18 protein-coding genes are annotated in these 17266 nt (G+C 58.9%); 14 read left to right on the plus strand and 4 right to left on the minus strand.

Annotation, left to right across the window (positions count from 1 at the left end):
- Positions 1–377: 377 nt before the first annotated feature.
- The 4 genes from A1355_RS07025 to A1355_RS07040 all read left to right on the plus strand — a co-directional run bounded on the left by A1355_RS07025 (position 378) and on the right by A1355_RS07040 (position 4641).
- Positions 378–971: a nucleotidyltransferase family protein gene (locus tag A1355_RS07025; RefSeq protein WP_064026390.1), complete on the plus strand. Its 594-nt coding sequence runs from the start codon at positions 378–380 to the stop codon at positions 969–971.
- A complete protein-coding gene (locus tag A1355_RS07030) occupies positions 950–1753 on the plus strand; it encodes an XdhC family protein (protein WP_064026393.1) in 804 nt (267 codons plus the stop codon). The genes A1355_RS07025 and A1355_RS07030 overlap by 22 nt, the downstream gene beginning before the upstream one ends.
- Before the next feature lie 90 nt (positions 1754–1843).
- Positions 1844–2311, plus strand: coding sequence for a (2Fe-2S)-binding protein (locus tag A1355_RS07035; protein ID WP_064026395.1), 468 nt, complete (start codon positions 1844–1846; stop codon positions 2309–2311).
- Positions 2308–4641, plus strand: a complete 2334-nt coding sequence (locus tag A1355_RS07040) for a xanthine dehydrogenase family protein molybdopterin-binding subunit (RefSeq protein WP_064026397.1) — start codon at positions 2308–2310, stop codon at positions 4639–4641. Before A1355_RS07035 ends, A1355_RS07040 begins: the two co-directional genes overlap by 4 nt.
- A gap of 13 nt (positions 4642–4654) precedes the next feature.
- Here A1355_RS07040 and dinB read toward each other — a convergent pair whose 3' ends face one another.
- From dinB to A1355_RS07060, 4 genes are all read right to left on the minus strand, one after another.
- On the minus strand, positions 4655–5731 hold the full coding sequence (gene dinB / locus A1355_RS07045; protein ID WP_064026399.1) for a DNA polymerase IV: 1077 nt from the start codon (positions 5729–5731) through the stop codon (positions 4655–4657).
- A gap of 6 nt (positions 5732–5737) precedes the next feature.
- Entirely contained in the window at positions 5738–6040 is a 303-nt protein-coding gene (locus A1355_RS07050) for a DUF4389 domain-containing protein (protein ID WP_064026401.1), read from the minus strand.
- Between the two features lie 7 nt (positions 6041–6047).
- Positions 6048–7067 (minus strand): DUF2333 family protein, encoded by a 1020-nt coding sequence (locus A1355_RS07055; protein ID WP_064026403.1) that lies wholly within the window; start codon positions 7065–7067, stop codon positions 6048–6050.
- Between the two features lie 103 nt (positions 7068–7170).
- On the minus strand, positions 7171–7443 hold the full coding sequence (locus A1355_RS07060) for a YcgL domain-containing protein (RefSeq protein WP_064026405.1): 273 nt from the start codon (positions 7441–7443) through the stop codon (positions 7171–7173).
- Between the two features lie 86 nt (positions 7444–7529).
- On the opposite strand from A1355_RS07060, the gene A1355_RS07065 reads away from it, so the two are divergent.
- The 10 genes from A1355_RS07065 to A1355_RS07100 all read left to right on the plus strand — a co-directional run bounded on the left by A1355_RS07065 (position 7530) and on the right by A1355_RS07100 (position 17135).
- A complete protein-coding gene (locus A1355_RS07065) occupies positions 7530–8129 on the plus strand; it encodes a CPBP family intramembrane glutamic endopeptidase (protein WP_064026407.1) in 600 nt (199 codons plus the stop codon).
- Positions 8129–8599 carry a hypothetical protein gene (locus A1355_RS07070; RefSeq protein WP_064026409.1) on the plus strand — a complete coding sequence of 157 codons (471 nt, stop codon included), beginning with the start codon at positions 8129–8131 and terminating at the stop codon, positions 8597–8599. The genes A1355_RS07065 and A1355_RS07070 overlap by 1 nt, the downstream gene beginning before the upstream one ends.
- Before the next feature lie 94 nt (positions 8600–8693).
- On the plus strand, positions 8694–10160 hold the full coding sequence (gene guaB, locus A1355_RS07075; RefSeq protein ID WP_064026411.1) for an IMP dehydrogenase: 1467 nt from the start codon (positions 8694–8696) through the stop codon (positions 10158–10160).
- Between the two features lie 67 nt (positions 10161–10227).
- Positions 10228–11196: a class I SAM-dependent methyltransferase gene (locus A1355_RS07080; RefSeq protein ID WP_064026412.1), complete on the plus strand. Its 969-nt coding sequence runs from the start codon at positions 10228–10230 to the stop codon at positions 11194–11196.
- Positions 11197–11277: 81 nt separating this feature from the next.
- Positions 11278–12864 (plus strand): glutamine-hydrolyzing GMP synthase, encoded by a 1587-nt coding sequence (gene guaA / locus A1355_RS07085; protein WP_064026413.1) that lies wholly within the window; start codon positions 11278–11280, stop codon positions 12862–12864.
- 104 nt (positions 12865–12968) lie between these two features.
- The gene (locus A1355_RS24425) at positions 12969–13535 is read left to right on the plus strand and encodes a DUF429 domain-containing protein (RefSeq protein WP_082885408.1); all 567 of its coding nucleotides are present in this window, start codon (positions 12969–12971) and stop codon (positions 13533–13535) included.
- Positions 13522–13680, plus strand: a complete 159-nt coding sequence (locus A1355_RS25085; RefSeq protein WP_157197781.1) for a hypothetical protein — start codon at positions 13522–13524, stop codon at positions 13678–13680. Before A1355_RS24425 ends, A1355_RS25085 begins: the two co-directional genes overlap by 14 nt.
- 121 nt (positions 13681–13801) lie before the next feature.
- A complete protein-coding gene (locus tag A1355_RS07090; RefSeq protein ID WP_064026414.1) occupies positions 13802–14332 on the plus strand; it encodes an REP-associated tyrosine transposase in 531 nt (176 codons plus the stop codon).
- A 420-nt stretch (positions 14333–14752) separates the two neighbouring features.
- Positions 14753–15553, plus strand: coding sequence for an indole-3-glycerol phosphate synthase TrpC (trpC, locus tag A1355_RS07095; RefSeq protein ID WP_064026415.1), 801 nt, complete (start codon positions 14753–14755; stop codon positions 15551–15553).
- Positions 15554–15695: 142 nt separating this feature from the next.
- Entirely contained in the window at positions 15696–17135 is a 1440-nt protein-coding gene (locus A1355_RS07100; RefSeq protein ID WP_231883590.1) for a carbohydrate porin, read from the plus strand.
- The last annotated feature ends 131 nt before the right edge of the window (positions 17136–17266 follow it).

Below are 17266 nucleotides of genomic sequence, written 5' to 3' on the forward strand. Positions count from 1 at the left end.
AAAAATGCACAGACGAGCGCCGGAACGACTTTAGCCGCGAAGGTAAACGTCGGTCCACCCGTGGCCTATGAGTTGCCCCCCGTAATAACGCGAAAGCGCCCCCCGCCAAATTGACCCGCACTACCGAGAGTCCGACAAACACGAATTAAGCGCCAGCGTGAAGAATCCAACGGGCGATTGCGCCGCCGTTGCGACGATGCTAAGGTTCGCCGGCGGTCCGGGCGTGGCAAAAATCGCCGAGTGCCGGGCATGGAAATCAGTCGCGCTTCGCAATCGGACTCACCGGCGCGCCGTTTCCCCAGTTCGGTAACGCTTAACTCGAATCCAGGCTTTTCACCCGTCCCGATGTCGCCACACTCAACCGCATGTTTTAGCCGATGCCGAAAATAGTCGGAATTCTGTTGGCCGCCGGCGCTAGTCGTCGTTACGGCGCCGACAAATTGAGTCAATGCCTGCCGGATGGAGAACCTATTGCGCTACGCGCCTACCGGAATCTGGCGGAGGGTTGCGATCGGGTCGTCGCGGTGGTTCGGCCGGACAATCAGGCCTTGGCCGAGCGTTTGCAAGCCGCCGGCGCCGAAGTCGCGGTTTGCCGCGATGCCGACCTGGGCATGGGACACAGCTTGGCCCGCGGCGTGCAGGTGGCCTCGCCGGCCGGCGGCTGGTTGGTGGCGCTGGCCGACATGCCCTGGATATTGCCGAGTACGGTGATCAAAGTCGCCGAGGCCTTGCGCGGCGGCGCCTTAGTGGCTGCCCCGGTGTTCAACGGCCAGCGCGGCCATCCGGTCGGTTTCGCCGAGGCATTGGCGCCTGAATTGATTGCATTGCAAGGCGATCAAGGTGCAAAATCGGTCATCCAAGCCCATCTTCATCAACTCATGCTGCTCGATTGCGACGACCCCGGTATTTTCCGCGACATCGACAGGCCCGAAGACTTACTCCCCCGACAATGCAAAAACCCGATCTGTTAAGTTTGCAACTTGAATTGCGCGACGCCCGCCGTCCGCACGCCCTGGCCACCGTGATCGAAATTCTCGGTTCGTCGTCGGCCAAACCCGGCGCCAAGGCACTGATCGGCGAAACCGGCGAGGTCCTGGCCGGCTGGATAGGCGGGGGTTGCGCGCAGGCGATGGCGGTCGATACCGCGCTAAAAGCCCTGGCCAGCGGCGAACCCTGCGTGATCGATGTCGATCTGACCGACGAAGTATTCGGCGCCGGCATGCCGTGCGGCGGCAGTATGCGGGTCTACGTCGAGCCGGTGGTGCCGAAACCGCGCGCCTGGCTGTTGGGCCACGGCCGCATCGTCGAGGCCTTGTGCGAATTCGCCGGTCGCCTGGGTTTCGACGCCATCGTTGACGATCATCAGGCCTTGCCGACACGCTTCCCCGGCGCCTGCCGGCTGATTACCGACGATCAGCGCTATCAACAATTGCAACCGTTTGCCGGCGATTTTGTCGTCGTCGCCACCCACCACAAGGGCGATTACGACGCGTTGACCCAGGCCCTAAATTCCGAAGCCGGCTACATCGCATTGGTGTCCAGCCGTAAACGCGCGCAATTGGTGATTTCGCGCTTGGCCGGCGAAGGTTGGGACGAAACCTCCCTGAAGCGTATCCGGGCGCCCGCCGGACTGGATTTAGGCGCGAAAACGCCCGAGGAAATCGCGCTAGCGATCGTTGCCGAAATGGTCGCGGTTCGGCGGGGCGCGGGTTGCGTACCGTTGAGCGGCCTCCCGGCAAGTCCGCCCGGTTAATTCGGCCGCTTTACCGGCCGACAACCGCCGTGTACGATGCGCCCACTCGCCACACGGCATTTTTCGCGACACCTAACGGAGCGATAGACCATGACCACGCTCGATATCAACGGCAAACGCCATAAAATCGATCTGCCCGACGACACGCCGCTACTGTGGGCCTTGCGCGACCGGCTCGGCATGACCGGCACCAAGTTCGGCTGCGGCATGGCGGTGTGCGGAGCCTGCATGGTGCATCTGGACGGCACCCCCACCCGCGCCTGCGTGACGCCGATCTCGGCGGCGGCCGGCAAGAAAATCGTCACGATAGAAGCCGTCGGCAACGACCCGGTCGGCCGCAAGGTGCAGGACGCCTGGCTGGCCTTGAATGTACCGCAATGCGGCTATTGTCAGTCCGGACAAATCATGTCGGCCACCGCGCTGCTCAAACAACACCCTCGGCCCAGCGATGAAGACATCGACAAGGCGATGAGCGTGAATTTATGCCGCTGCGGTACTTACCAACGCATCCGCGCGGCGATCAAACAAGCCGCGAGTCTGAACGAGGAGCCCGTATGAACCGGCCGTTTTCCGATCGTCCCGGCGACGCGCTAAGCATCGTCAACGTCAGCCGCCGCGAGTTCCTGAAAACCAGCGCGCTGACCGGCTTCGTACTGGCCGCGGGCTTTCCGGCCATGTTGAAAGCCGACGAAACCGCATCGCCGCAAACCCCGGCAAAGTACGGCGCCGACGCGATGCCGCACGGCTGGATAGACGATCCGCTGGTGTTCGTTGCAATCGCCGCCGACGGCATGGTCACCATCGTTTGCCACCGCTCGGAAATGGGTCAGGGCGTGCGTACCAGTTTGCCGATGGTGGTCGCCGACGAACTGGAAGCCGATTGGGCACGGGTGAGGGTTGAGCAAGCGCCCGGCGACGAGGTCCGCTTCGGCAATCAGGATACCGACGGCTCGCGCAGCACTCGGCATTTTTTCCTGCCGATGCGCCGGGTCGGCGCGGCGGCCCGGCGCATGCTGGAAACAGCGGCGGCGGCCAAATGGCGGGTGCCTCTCGAAGAGGTACGCGCCGAGCTGCATCAGGTCAAACATCTACCCAGCGGCAAGACCGTCGGCTACGGCGAACTGGCCAAGGCGGCGGCGAAACTGCCGGTGCCTGAACGAGATACCCTGCGATTGAAAGCGCCGACCGAATTTCGCTACATCGGCAAGGGCCAGTCGGATATTTACGACGGCGCCGACATCGTTTCCGGCAAGGCTCAATACGGCATCGATACTCGACTGAAAGGCATGTTGTATGCCGTGATTGCCCGGCCGCCGGTCTTCGGCGGCAAGCTTAAGAGCTACGATGCCGGTGCCGCGCTAACCGTGAAGGGCGTGATCAAGATCGTCGAATTGCCCGGCAGTCCGCCGCCGGCCGAATTCAATCCGCTGGGCGGCGTCGCGGTGATCGCGACCAACACCTGGGCGGCGATTCAGGGACGCGCGGCGTTGAAAATCGAATGGGACGCCGGCCCGCACGCCGGGTACGACTCCTCGGCCTACCAAGCCGAGCTGGAGGCGGCGGCGCGCCAACCCGCCAAGGTGGTCCGTCAGCAAGGCGATGTCGGGGCCGCGCTGAATTCCGCCGCCAAACGCGTCGAAGCCGAATATTACGTCCCGCATCTGGCCCAGGCACCGATGGAGCCGCCGGCGGCGACCGCCCGCATCGGCAACGGCCGTTGCGAAGTGTGGGCTTGCACGCAAGCGCCGCAATTGAGCCGGGAAAAGGTCGCCAAATGGCTGAAACTACCCGAGGACAAGGTAACGGTTCACGTCACCTTGCTCGGCGGCGGCTTCGGCCGCAAATCGATGCCGGACTATGTAATCGAAGCGGCCTTGCTGTCGCAAGCGATGGCCGGCAAACCGGTCAAAGTCACCTGGACCCGCGAAGACGATTTGCACCATTCCTATTATCACACCGTGACGCTCGATCGCCTGGAAGCCGGACTAAGCGCGGAAGGCAAACCCCTGTCCTGGTTGCATCGCACCGCCTCGCCGAGCATTTCCTCGACCTTTGTCGCCGGCAGCAAATTGCCGATGCCGGTGGAATTGGGCATGGGCGTGATCAACGTGCCGTTCGCGATCGAGCATCTACGCATCGAAACCGCCGAGGCCGAGGCCCATACCCGAATCGGTTGGTTCCGTTCGGTTTCGAACATTCCGCACGCGTTCGCGGTGCAATCCTTCGTCGCCGAGTTGGCGGCGGCGGCCGGCCAGGATCACCGCGATTTTTTGCTGGCCTTGATAGGACCGCCTCGCAAAATCGATCCGCGCGGTCTCGGCGACCACTGGAACCACGGCGAATCGCCGGAACGCTATCCTATCGATACCGGCCGCTTGCGTCGGGTCATCGAAACCGCGACCCGCGAAGCCGGCTGGGGCCGAGCCTTGCCCAAGGGTCAAGGCCTGGGGCTGGCGGCGCATTACAGCTTCGTCACCTATGTGGCGGTGGTCGCCGAGGTTGCGGTCGGCGCGGACGGCAAACTGAGCATTCCCCGCATCGACATCGCCGTCGACTGCGGCCCGCAGGTCAACCCGGAACGGATACGCTCGCAAATCGAAGGCGCTTGCAATATGGGTGTCAGCTTGGCTACTCAAGGCGAGATCAGTTTCAAAAACGGCGCTGTGCAACAGGATAATTTCCATGCCTACCAGATTGCCCGTATCGACGATGCACCGCGCGAGATTCGGGTGCATTTGCTGCCGGCCGGCGATTTCGATGTGCCGTTGGGCGGCGTCGGCGAACCCGGCGTGCCGCCGATCGCGCCGGCACTATGCAACGCCATTTTCGCGGCGACCGGCCGACGTATCCGTCATTTGCCGATCAAGGATCAGTTGGAAAGCGTTTGAGCGTTGGATCGTCCTAGAGGTGTTCGAATAAATCGAGCTGGCGGTACTGCCCGGCGGAGCGCTCCGGGTCCAGGCCGGATAAGGTGACCCCCAGTAATCGCACCGGCTCGCTACCGGTGCCGGCGCTGTGCAACAACTCGGCTAGCAACAGGCGCGTATCCGCGTCGTCGGCGATCGGTCGATCCAGCGTCCGGGCGCGGGTCACTTGCACGAAGTTGCGGTACTTGATTTTGACCGTCAGCGTGTAAGCCGTCATCTGCTTTTCGGTCAACCGTAACAGGGCTTGGCTGAATAAAGCCTGTAGCAAACGCGACTGAGTCGCCGCGTCGGCGACGTCCCGTTCGAAGGTGGTTTCGACGCCGACCGATTTGCGCTGTCTGTCGGCCCGCACCGGCCGGTGATCGACGCCTCGGGCGATGTCGTGATAATGCTGGGCGGCTTTGCCGAAATGATGCTGCAACAAGGCCAGCGGGGCTTTTTTTAAATCCAGGCCGGTCAGTATCCCAAGCGCCTGCATCTTGCGTTCGGTGGCCGGACCGATACCGTGAAATTTGCCGACGGCTAGGGTTTCGACGAAGGCGGGGCCTTGCTCGGGGGTGATCAAGTGCAAACCGTCCGGTTTGCCCAAATCCGAGGCGATTTTCGCCAAAAACTTGTTATAGGACACGCCGGCCGAAGCGATTAGTCCGGTTTCCCGGCAAATGGCTTGTTTGATTTGCCCGGCCAATCGCATCGCCGATTCGGCCGAGCTGACGTCCAGATAGGCTTCATCCAGCGACAAGGGCTCGATGCAATCGCAATAGCGGGCGAAGATGGCGCGGATGGCTGCCGAAACAGCCCGGTACACGTCGAAACGCGGTCTAACGAAAATCGCTTGCGGACAGAGCCGGTAGGCCTGCGACGACGGCATTGCCGAATGTACGCCGAATACGCGGGCTTCGTAGCTGCAGGTGGCGACAACGCCGCGCGAATCGGGCTGGCCGCCGACGATGACCGGCTTGTTGCGGTATTGCGGGTGGTCGCGTTGCTCGACCGCCGCGTAAAACGCATCCATGTCGATATGGATGATTTTGCGCGGTACCTCGGTCATGGCGGACTAGGGTTTGTGGGGCAATTCCAGATTGGCGGTGTCGTTCCAGTCCGCGAACGGAAACGGCAGCTTGTCGGTATTGAAGGTCAGGAACAGCAAGATGTGGTAATGGTAAATCGACAGCGAGCGGCCGAAATTCAGGATGTTGGGATTGCATGCGCCAGTCAGCAGCACCGAGCCGACCTGCAACAGAATTACCAGCCACAGCAACAACTTCACCAGGCTGTCGATGGCCGCGTAGATCACCATGAAGATGATCCGCTTCCAGGTTTCGATTTTTTTCAGGTTTTCGTTGATTTGGTCCTGCATCGCCGCCTTAACCCCGGTTCATCACGTCGCGCAAGTCCAAGGCCGCCGCATTGGCTCGGGCGATGTAGTTGGCCAGCGCCAGCGAATAGTTGGCGAACAGGCCGAAGCCATCGCCGTTCAATACCACCGGACTCAAGGTCGGCGTCAAGGCTTTTTCCAGCGACTGGATCATGATGTCCAGCGTATTCATCGCCCGCTTGTCGAGCAAAATGTCGGAAAAATCGTGCTTGATTGCCCGCAGAATGTGTAACAAGGCCCAGCTGGCGCCGCGCGCTTCGTAGAACACGTTATCGATTTCCAGCCAAGGCGTTTGACCGATGGTCGGCATGTTCATATCGACCGGGTTGGAGGGGTCGCCGTGCGCGGCGCCGGAGAAGCGGTCGGTACTGGCCGCCAAACGGGTGGACAATCCGCCCAAGCGTTTGATGACGACCTCGGTGTATTGCCACAGGTTATCCGCGCGGGCATGAAACTGGGCCGGTTTGGATTCCGAAGTCGGATTTTGCAAACGCGCCATGTAACCATGCAATGCCTCGACGCCTTTAACGTATTCGGATTCGGTGGACGGCAGCGCCCAGGAATTGCGTTCGTAGTAAAAATAAGGCTCCGCTTTCGCCAAATCCGGGTCTTCGGCCGATTGCGACTGGTCGCGGGCGAAGTGGTTGCGCAAGGCGGTGGTGCCATCGCGCAGCATGACCAGCGCGCCGTACTCGAAACTTTGGATGTTATCGCAGAACAAGCCGGGCGGCGCCACGTCGTTGGATAAGTACCCGCCGGCCTTGAATAAAATCACGTCGGCAATGTGCGCCAGCGTGTTGGCGTAGACGTAGCCGATCGGCATTTGATCGGTGTGGGTCACGTTCATGCGTTCGATCGCTTCATCTTCGACGCTGAATTGTTCCGGCTCCTGGCTCCACCATTCCCCCAAAACCAGCATCACGATGACCACCACGCTGACCAAGGATCCGAATCCCCACAGAATGCCTCTCGACTTGGAGTCTTCGTAAGCTAATGGATTATCTGACATTTGTAACAATTCCCGGTGAGTCTTTTGAGAAACAGGAGAAAGCCGCCCCCCGATAAAAATGCGACCATGTTAGCACGGATTAACCGGTTGGCATTCGCCGATTTCAGTGTAGCTTGGCGTTGGCAAGCGATAGCGGATCGGCCAGCCGAGTGGGCGGGAGTTGCACGAAAAAGCCTTTCGCCCGCAGGCTGGCGATGACTTTTTCGACCTTCTCCCTGGCCAGTTTGCGTTCCGGCGTCAACTCCAGCTCCATCACGAATTGCAAGCGACCCAAGCTGGCGAACAAATCGGCCGGTAAAGCCGAGAAATCGTCTTTCTTGTCCAGATATAAATAGAGTTCGTCTTTTTTAAGGCTTTTATAAATAAAGCATTGCATGCGCGGCTCTCGGATTGGTTTGGACTGCCAATTTTAACGGTTTTTGTTTAGAATTTTCGGTCAACCCCTTCTCGCAGCCACCGCTAATGTCCGATTCGATTCCGCCGCAAGACCGTTTTTTCCGGCTGGCCTGCCTATTCGAGGCCGGCTTGGCGCCGCTGGCGGTTCTGTTCGGCTGGTTGACCGACGTCGATCCGTTCGCGGGCTTGGCTTGGTCGGAACCGGCATTGGCGAACGGCTTGTTGGCCACGCTGCCGCTGTTGATCGTGTTTTTCGCGCTGCAAGCGCTGGAATATCCGGCGTTGCGCGACATTCGCGAATTGCTGCTGGAGACGTTGGGCGCCCGACTGGTCGGACGGCACTGGTCCGATCTGCTGATTCTGGCCGGTCTAGCCGGCTTCGGCGAGGAAGCGTTGTTTCGCGGCTTTTTGCAGCCGTGGCTGGAGAACCGTTGGGGCGCGCTGCCCGCGCTCTGGCTGAGCAACACGGTGTTCGCGCTGGCACACGCGGTAACCCCATTGTACGCGGTGTTGGCCTTGCTGATCGGTCTCTATCTCGGCGTTTTGCTGGATTACGGCGGCGAGCGCAACCTGCTGATGCCGATGGTGGCCCACGCCGCTTACGACTTCGTCGCGTTTGTTGTTATCCTGCGCGATTACCGCCACCGCCAGTTAAGGAGCCAGTAATGCCCGAGTCGCCTGGTCGAGACAACCACGATAAGCTGACGGCCCACAAACTGATCTGCGTCGCGATGCTGGCGCTGCTGCTAGCCTACAACGCGTTTTGCCACTTCTGGCCGAACGAGTTTCAGCTCGGCTGGCCGGCCGACCGGCGCGAGCTGATCCGTAGCGTGCTGTACGGCATTGCCATCGTGCTGTTTCCGTTCACCAATCTGCTGCGCCACGTCCTGCTGCGTCTGAACCAGACCATGCCAGGCCCCAAACCGGCGGCGGCCCGCTATCTGGTCACGATTGCGGTCACCCAGGGGCTGATCGAATGGGTCGGGCTGTTCGGTTTCGGGATGTTTCTGATCGGGGACGGTTACAACACCCTCTATATTTTCAGCCTGATGGCGGCGCTGGGCGTGTATCTGCATCGACCGAAAGCCGAGGAATATCAGCGCATTGTCGCCGAGCTGACCCGGAAAACCCCTTGATGCCGGCAAATCCCGTTGACTATTTCCGATTTTTAGGATGCGCGCTTAGGTTGTACAATGGCGGGCTTATTAAAGATTAGCCCCAGGTGTGATTATGCAAATTATTCAGGAAGCGCTCACCTTCGATGACGTTTTATTGGTGCCGGCCCATTCTTCCGTATTACCCCGCGAAGTCGAGCTGAAAACCCGGCTGACCCGCAAAATCACCCTGAACATCCCGCTGGTTTCGGCGGCGATGGACACCGTTACCGAAGCCCGCTTGGCGATCGCGATCGCCCAGGAAGGCGGCATCGGCATCATCCACAAGAACATGACGGTCGAGCAGCAGGCCGGCGAAGTACGGCGGGTCAAAAAATACGAAAGCGGCGTCATCAAGGACCCGATCACGGTTTCGCCCAACGTCACGGTCCACGAAGTGCTGGAACTGACCCGCGCCAAGAATATTTCCGGAGTGCCGGTCGTCGACGGTGAAGAATTGGTCGGCATCGTTACCAGCCGAGATTTGCGTTTCGAAACCCGCCTCGACGTGGCGATCAGCCAGATCATGACGCCGAAAGACAAGCTGGTCACCGTGCGCGAAAGCTTCAGCCACCGGGAAGTCATCGAAAAACTGCATACCCACCGCATCGAAAAAGTCCTGGTGGTCAACGACGCCTTTCATTTACGCGGCATGATTACCGTCAAGGACATTCAAAAAGCCAAGGACAATCCGCAAGCTTGCAAGGACGAGCAGGAAAGGCTGATCGTCGGCGCGGCGGTCGGGACCGGCGCCGACACCGGCGAACGGGTCGGCGCGCTGGTCGAGGCCGGCGTGGACGTGATTATCGTCGACACCGCCCACGGCCACTCGCAAGGCGTGCTGGACAAGGTGCGCTGGGTCAAACAAAACTTTCCGCAGGTGCAGGTCATCGGCGGCAACATCGCCACGGCTGCGGCGGCCAAGGCGCTGGTCGAAGCCGGTGCCGACGGCGTCAAGGTCGGCATCGGTCCCGGCTCGATCTGCACCACCCGTATCGTCGCCGGCGTCGGCGTGCCGCAGATCACCGCGGTCAGCAATGTCGCCGACGCCTTGAAAGCCAGCGGCGTGCCGCTGATCGCCGACGGCGGCATTCGTTATTCCGGCGACGTCGCCAAGGCATTGGCGGCCGGCGCTCACGCGGTGATGCTGGGCGGCTTGTTCGCCGGCACCGAGGAAGCCCCCGGCGAAGTCGAATTGTTCCAGGGCCGCTCGTACAAATCTTACCGGGGCATGGGCTCGCTGGGTGCGATGTCGCAGCAACAAGGCTCCAGCGACCGCTATTTCCAGGAAGATACCGAGCAGGTCGAAAAATTGGTGCCGGAAGGCATCGAAGGCCGGGTGCCTTACAAAGGCTCGGTACTGGCCATCGTCCATCAATTGTTGGGCGGCGTGCGTTCGGCGATGGGCTATACCGGTAACAGCACGATAGAAGAAATGCACAACAATGCTCAGTTCGTTCGAGTCACCAGCGCCGGCATGCGGGAAAGCCACGTCCACGACGTGACGATCACCAAGGAAGCGCCCAACTACCACATGAACTAATCCGGACCGATCCCGGTCCGCTCCCTGGCCGTCGCCGACCGGCGACGGCGGGTTTCCGGAAATCAGCATGCAAGCAAACCAACTCGAATCCTCCATGCCCTGCAACCTGTGCGGCGGCCACCATGTCGAGGCACTGTCCAACCGTTCCCGTAGCGGCGCGGCGTTACGCACCGTAATCTGCAAGGATTGCGGCCTGGTATGGAGCGACCCGTTTCCGCACGACCCCCGCCAGTTTTACGCCGACGACTACCGTCTGGCCTATAAGCAAACCTACGCGCCCAAGGCCAAGCACATTCTGCGCGCCGGCCGGGTGGCGTTGGAACGCCACGCCAAGATCAAGCATCTGTTGCAGCAACGCCGGCGGGTGTTGGACGTCGGCACCGGCGGCGGCGAATTCGCCTACCTGATTCAATCGCTGGGCCACGAGCTGCAAGGTATCGAACCGAACAAGGGCTACGGCGAATATTCCGCCGCCCAATACGGCTTGAATCTGCAAATCGGCTTTATCCAGGACGCCGCACTGGACGACGCCAGTTTCGACCTGGTCACGATTTGGCACGTGCTGGAACACACCGAAGACCCCAGCGCGGTGCTCGGCCGCCTGCGCGGCCTGCTCAAACCCGACGGTATCCTGGTTGTCGAAGTACCCAACGTCGAGGCCGTCTGCCAATCGCCGGCCAGCAGCTTTCACGAAGCCCATCTGTTCAATTTCAACGCCAACACCCTGCAACGGATGGGCGAAAAAGTCGGCCTGACCGCAAGCGAATACCGCTTATCGGAAGACGGCGGTAACTTGACGATGTTCTTCAAACCCGCCGAAGTCCGAGCCGACTCGGCAGCGCTGAGCGGCAACGCCGACCGGATAGGCGCGATCGTGCGCGGCCACACCAACCTGCGCCACTTCATGCGGGCCGCGCCCTATCTGCGGTTTTTGAAAAAACTGCAACGCAGCATCGCCGAGCGCGGACTGAACCAGCCGGTCGCCGATAGCAAAGCCCTGCTGGATCGGCTGTACCGCGAGTATCGCGTACTCTAGGCAGCGACCGATTTTCTGTTATTTCCGACGGCTTGGGCTAGATTAAAGCCCAAGCCGCTTCCGTTACTTCAAGGTGTTCCCGTGACGACTCCCGCATCCAACATCCACGCCGACAAAATCCTGATCCTCGACTTCGGTTCGCAATACACGCAGCTGATCGCCCGCCGCATCCGCGAGATCGGCGTGTATTGCGAGATTTATTCCTGCGACAGTCGCGACGACGAAGTCAAAAACTTCGGCGCCAAGGGCATCATCCTGTCCGGCGGTCCGGAAACCGTGACCAGCAGCGACACCCCGCGCGCGCCGCAGGCCGTGTTCGACCTGGGCGTGCCGGTACTGGGCATCTGCTACGGCATGCAAACCATGGCCGAACAGTTGGGCGGCAAGGTCGAGTCCTCCGACCACCGCGAATTCGGCTACGCCCAAATTCGCGCTCGCGGCCACTCCAAACTGTTGACGGAAATCGAAGACCACGTCTCACCGGAAGGCTACGGCCTACTCGACGTATGGATGAGCCACGGCGACCGCGTGGTCGAATTGCCGAACGGCTTCAAACTGATCGCCAGCTCCGACGGCGCGCCGATTGCCGGCATCGCCGACGAGGCGCGCAATTTCTACGCGCTGCAATTCCACCCGGAAGTCACCCACACCAAGCAGGGCGGCCGCATCCTGAGCCGCTTCGTATTGGACATCTGCGGCTGCGCGGCGCTGTGGAACGCCAGCAACATCATCGAAGACAGCATCAGCGCGGTGCGGGAAAAAGTCGGTAGCGACCAAGTGATTCTCGGCTTGTCCGGCGGCGTCGATTCATCGGTGGTCGCGGCCTTATTGCACCGCGCCATAGCCTCGCAACTGACCTGCGTCTTCGTGGATACCGGCCTGTTGCGCCTGCACGAAGGCGATCAGGTCATGGCAATGTTCGCCGAACACATGGGCATCAAGGTCATCCGCGTCGATGCCGAGGCCCGCTACATGAGCGCACTGTCCGGCGTCAACGACCCGGAGCAAAAACGCAAAATCATCGGCGGATTGTTCGTCGAGATTTTCGACGAGGAAGCCGGCAAACTGACCGATGCTCGGTGGCTGGCCCAAGGCACGATCTACCCGGACGTCATCGAATCGGCCGGCGCCAAGAGCGGCAAGGCGCATCTGATCAAATCCCACCACAACGTCGGCGGCCTGCCGGAAAACATGAAGCTGAAACTGGTGGAGCCCCTGCGCGAATTGTTCAAGGACGAAGTCCGCAAACTCGGCCTGGAACTGGGCCTGCCGGCCGACATGATCTACCGCCACCCCTTCCCCGGTCCCGGCTTGGGCGTGCGCATCCTCGGCGAAGTCAAAAAATCCTATGCCGACTTACTGCGCAAGGCCGACGCCATCTTCATCGAAGAACTGTATCGCCATGATTTATACAACCAAGTCAGCCAGGCCTTCGCGGTGTTCCTGCCGGTCAAATCGGTCGGCGTGATGGGCGACGGCCGCAAATACGACTACGTCGTGGCCTTGCGCGCTGTCGAAACCATCGACTTCATGACCGCCCGTTGGGCACACTTGCCCTACGACTTTCTGGACTTGGTCTCAAGGCGCATCATCAACGAAGTACCGGGGATTTCCAGGGTAACTTACGACATCTCCGGCAAGCCGCCGGCGACGATTGAGTGGGAGTAGGCTCTAGGGTAAACGGGAAAACACAATGCCCATAGCTGCTGCGTCAAAGCGTGGAAACTATACATTCCCATCGTTATATACATATATTGGAAGGAATTAATTCAATGAAATATATCGGCATTGATGGATGTAAATCAGGGTGGCTTTATGTTGGCTTAGATGACGATCTAAATTGGACTATTGATATAATGGCCAATATTTCTGAATTATCCGCATTATCCAGAAACAGTACATTAATATTGATCGACATTCCTATTGGATTAAGGGAAGCTGGCCGAATCGAGCGGTTATGTGATTTAGAAGCAAGAAAGAATTTAGAAGGCCGTCGTTCCAGTGTGTTTCCAGCGCCTTCCCGACCCGCGCTAAATGGCCCGACTTACCGAGAATGCAGTCAAATAAACTTTGAGATTACGGGTCGAAAACTTTCGCAACAAAGTTATGCAATTGCTCCAAAAATCAAAGAGGTTGATGACTATTTAGCGACATTGGATTTGCGAGGAAAAATTAGAGAAATTCATCCAGAGGTTTGCTTTTGGGCGTTAAATAACTATACGCCGATGCGATATAGAAAGAAATCGCCAGAAGGGGAAATGGAAAGGATAGATTTACTTAAAAAGCACCTTGATTGCACTAATCATATTATTGAAAAAATCAAAATTGAAATTTCGTAAAAAGGATGCGGAATTAAATGACGTAATAGATGCTTTGGCTGGGGCTGTAACAGCTAGATTATATCAATCTCTAGGTACTTTACCGGCCCAACCAGAAATTGATTCTAGAGGGCTTCAAATGGAAATGGTTTTTGCAAAAATATAACGGTATCCATTGTTCCTGCGCTTAAACGCTTGAAAACAGGTCCGTAGGTCCGATTAGCGAAGCGTAATCGGACGCATGTTTAAAACTCGACTAAGGCTAATTTCAAAACCGGCAATAACCAATGCCTAATTACCGACGCGCGTTTGTTCCGGGTGGCACGTGGTTTTTTACCGTGAATTTGCTGGAACGTAAGAACACCGATTTACTGGTTCGGGAAATCGATTTGTTACGTGAAACCGTTCGGGCGGTGCGAAAACGTTACCCGTTTCATATCGACGCCTGGGTAGTGTTACCGGATCACATGCATGCTGTTTGGACGTTGCCACCGGGAGATGCGGATTTCAGCATGCGTTGGCGGTTGATCAAAAGTGGGTTTTCGCGGGCATTGCCTAAAACGGAGTATCGGTCGAATGTGCGGAAAGTCGCCAACGAACGTGGTATTTGGCAACGCCATTTTTGGGAGCATTTAATTCGTGATGAAACTGACTTTGAGCGCCATGTGGATTATGTGCACGTTAATCCGCTTAAACATGGATTAGTTACCCGAGTTATTGATTGGCCTTATTCCAGTTTCCATCGGTATGTTGAAAACGGCATTTATCCGGGGAATTGGGGTGGCGATTGGGAGTTGGGAGTAGAAGAAGATGATTAGCATGCGTCCGATTACGCTGCGCTAATCGGACCTACGAATCCAGATTTTACAACTTGAGATTCCGGGATGGTTTTCTCCCCTGTTGCCGCGCCGAGCACCGTAGGCTTTGAGCGGATTTGCCCGCAGGGGCGCGGCAGGGACGCCGCGCGTTTTACGTAGGGGCTCGGAAGCCCCTTCGGAAAACCCCGTTCAAAGCCTGCGGAGCGCAGGGTCCAAGCGGCATGGGGTGTCTTTTCTTTTGGATACTTTTCTTTGGACAAGCACAAATTCGCCTGGAGCGAATTTGAACAGCCGATAGGCTGGCCCGAAGGGCGAAAACCAAGGATGGTTTTCGTAGAAAAAGTATCTCGGCTGTCGGTCCGCGAACCGACTTTAGATAAACCCGTCGCGATAGCGACACATTATTAAACCGAACAACACATGACGACAGATACACCCGACATCCTCAAAACCATCCTCGCCAAAAAAGCCGAAGAAGTAGCGCGCCGCAAGAACAACACGCCGTTGGCTATGCTGCAAGAATTGGCCGGCACCGTGCAGGCTCCGCGCGGCTTTTACCAAGCCTTGCGCAGCAAGGCCGACCAGCAAAAACCGGCGATCATCGCCGAAATCAAAAAGGCTTCGCCCAGCCAAGGCGTGATCCGCGAGGACTTCAAGCCGGTGGAAATCGCGGTCGATTATGCCTTCAACGGTGCGACCTGTTTGTCGGTGTTGACCGACAAGGAATTTTTCCAGGGCTCGGAAGCCAATCTGCAAATGGTCCGCGAACGTTGCCCGCTGCCGGCGATCCGCAAGGATTTCATGATCGATCCGTATCAAATCCACGAATCGCGGGCGCTGGGCGCCGACTGTATCTTGTTGATCGTCGCCGCGCTGGACAACGCGATGCTGAAGGAACTGGCCGACACCGCGACCGGTTTGGGCATGGACGTGTTGGTGGAAGTGCACGATGCCGAGGAACTGGAACGGGCCTTGGCGCTGAACACCCATATGATAGGCATCAACAACCGCAATCTGCGTACCTTCGAAGTGTCCCTACAAACCACGCTGGACCTGAAAAACACGATTCCGGCCGACAAATTGATCGTCACCGAAAGCGGCATCCACACTCCGGCCGACGTCAAACTGATGCAGGACAACGGCATATACACCTTCCTGGTCGGCGAAGCCTTCATGCGCGCCGAATCGCCGGGTAAGAAGATGCGCGAGTTGTTTTTCTAAGTCCGTTAGCTTCGGATTCGCCGCTGCCGGGCCGGCTTAGACCGACCAAACCCTTTTTTACTCGAAACGGGTTTACGTCTTTCACGCGCGCACGACGGAGACTGGTATAGTGCCGCCGGTTTTCACCGATGGGGGCGGGGCGATGGCTAATATCCTGGGGGCGGTCCGTGGTTGGCGATTGTGCTTGCTGGTGCTGCTGGCGCCCGTGACCTGCTTGGCGGGCGACGAATTTTCGTTAATGCAGGCCCTGGCCGACCAGGGCTGGCACGACCTGGACGACGAGCGTTGGAACGCCTACGCCCAGGCTACCTATATCTCCAGCTGGAAACCGGCCTTCGCGGCGGCTTACACCAATCTGAACGGCACGCCGCATTCGCTCAGTCCGAATGCCGAGCGCAGTTTTACCGGCACCTTTACCGCTTATTTCGGTTTGAAAGCCTGGCCGGGCGGCGAGATTTATCTGGCGCCGGAAATGATTTCCGAACTACCGCTGTCCGACTTGAAGGGCTTGGGCGGCGGCATCCAAAACTTCGAATTGCAAAAAACCGGCTCGGTCAGCGCGACCTGGTACAAGTCGCGGTTTTATCTTAAGCAAACCTTTGGCTTCGGTGGCGACGACGGCCGCAACGAGTCCGCGCCCTTGCAACTGGCCGGCGCGTTGGACAGCCACCGCTTGGTGGTCACTTTCGGCAATCTCAGCGTGTTGGACATTTTCGACAAGAACCGCTTTTCCGCCGACCTGCGCCAGCAGTTTTTGAACATGGCGTTTCTCAGCCACGCGGCTTACGACTTTGCCGCCGACGCGCGCGGTTATTCGGTCGGTCTGGCCGGCGAATATTATCTCGGCGCGTGGACCTTGCGGCTGGGCCGCTTCGCCACGCCGCAAAATCCCAACGATCTGCCGTTGGATTTCAACGTGTTCAACCATTACGGCGATCAACTGGAAATCGAACACCGCCACACGCTGTACGGCCAAGAAGGCGCGGTGCGGCTGTTGGCCTACCGCAATCGGGAAATCATGGGTCGCTGGGACGCGGCCATCGCGGCGCTGAAGGACGACCCAAGCAAAAACGCCGCGGCTTGCGGCGGCTTTCATTACGACTCGACCAACGCCGGCGCGCCGGATCTGTGTTGGGTGCGCCGACCCAACGTCAAAACCGGCATCGGCATCAATATCGAACAGCGCTTGACTGGCGCGATCGGGATATTTCTACGCGGCATGGTTTCGGACGGGCAAACCGAGGTGTACTCCTATACCTCGGCCGACCGCTCGTTGTCGTTGGGCGCGGCCGTCGACGGCGAATATTGGGGCCGAGCCCGCGACACGGTCGGGGTCGGCTTCGCCAGCAGTTGGTTGTCGGCCAGCCACGTCGACTATTTGCGCCTGGGCGGCGTGGACGGCTTTATCGGCGACGGCACCATCCGCTACCGGCCGGAACAGTTGGTAGACGTTTACTATAAATTCCATCCCTGGCCCTCGGTGTGGCTGACCGCCGACTACCAGCACATCGCCAATCCGGCCTACAATGCCGATCGAGGTCCGGTCGACGTTTACGGACTGCGCGCCCATTTCGAATTCTGACGTCGCGCGGTTGAAATCAACCGCAGGTTGGGGGATTTTACCCAAAAAAGGCTTTTCCGGAAAAAGATAGCGTATCGATAATAGTCTGCTATCATGCGCGGCCCGCGAACGGCGGGTGTCGGCGCGGACCG

It is taken from the genome of Methylomonas koyamae (assembly GCF_001644025.1).
Taxonomy (GTDB): domain Bacteria; phylum Pseudomonadota; class Gammaproteobacteria; order Methylococcales; family Methylomonadaceae; genus Methylomonas; species Methylomonas koyamae_A.

Bases quoted from the DNA above. Each gene is read 5' to 3' on its own strand.
- A1355_RS07060 (WP_064026405.1), bottom strand. From the start codon at position 7,443: ATGCAATGCTTTATTTATAAAAGCCTTAAAAAAGACGAACTCTATTTA.
- A1355_RS07035 (WP_064026395.1), top strand. From the start codon at position 1,844: ATGACCACGCTCGATATCAACGGCAAACGCCATAAAATCGATCTGCCC.
- A1355_RS07030 (WP_064026393.1), top strand. From the start codon at position 950: ATGCAAAAACCCGATCTGTTAAGTTTGCAACTTGAATTGCGCGACGCC.
- A1355_RS07065 (WP_064026407.1), top strand. From the start codon at position 7,530: ATGTCCGATTCGATTCCGCCGCAAGACCGTTTTTTCCGGCTGGCCTGC.
- dinB (WP_064026399.1), bottom strand. From the start codon at position 5,731: ATGACCGAGGTACCGCGCAAAATCATCCATATCGACATGGATGCGTTT.
- A1355_RS07090 (WP_064026414.1), top strand. From the start codon at position 13,802: ATGCCTAATTACCGACGCGCGTTTGTTCCGGGTGGCACGTGGTTTTTT.
- A1355_RS07025 (WP_064026390.1), top strand. From the start codon at position 378: ATGCCGAAAATAGTCGGAATTCTGTTGGCCGCCGGCGCTAGTCGTCGT.
- A1355_RS07050 (WP_064026401.1), bottom strand. From the start codon at position 6,040: ATGCAGGACCAAATCAACGAAAACCTGAAAAAAATCGAAACCTGGAAG.
- A1355_RS07070 (WP_064026409.1), top strand. From the start codon at position 8,129: ATGCCCGAGTCGCCTGGTCGAGACAACCACGATAAGCTGACGGCCCAC.
- A1355_RS07055 (WP_064026403.1), bottom strand. From the start codon at position 7,067: ATGTCAGATAATCCATTAGCTTACGAAGACTCCAAGTCGAGAGGCATT.
- guaB (WP_064026411.1), top strand. From the start codon at position 8,694: ATGCAAATTATTCAGGAAGCGCTCACCTTCGATGACGTTTTATTGGTG.
- A1355_RS07040 (WP_064026397.1), top strand. From the start codon at position 2,308: ATGAACCGGCCGTTTTCCGATCGTCCCGGCGACGCGCTAAGCATCGTC.
- trpC (WP_064026415.1), top strand. From the start codon at position 14,753: ATGACGACAGATACACCCGACATCCTCAAAACCATCCTCGCCAAAAAA.
- A1355_RS07080 (WP_064026412.1), top strand. From the start codon at position 10,228: ATGCAAGCAAACCAACTCGAATCCTCCATGCCCTGCAACCTGTGCGGC.
- A1355_RS07100 (WP_231883590.1), top strand. From the start codon at position 15,696: ATGGCTAATATCCTGGGGGCGGTCCGTGGTTGGCGATTGTGCTTGCTG.
- A1355_RS24425 (WP_082885408.1), top strand. From the start codon at position 12,969: ATGAAATATATCGGCATTGATGGATGTAAATCAGGGTGGCTTTATGTT.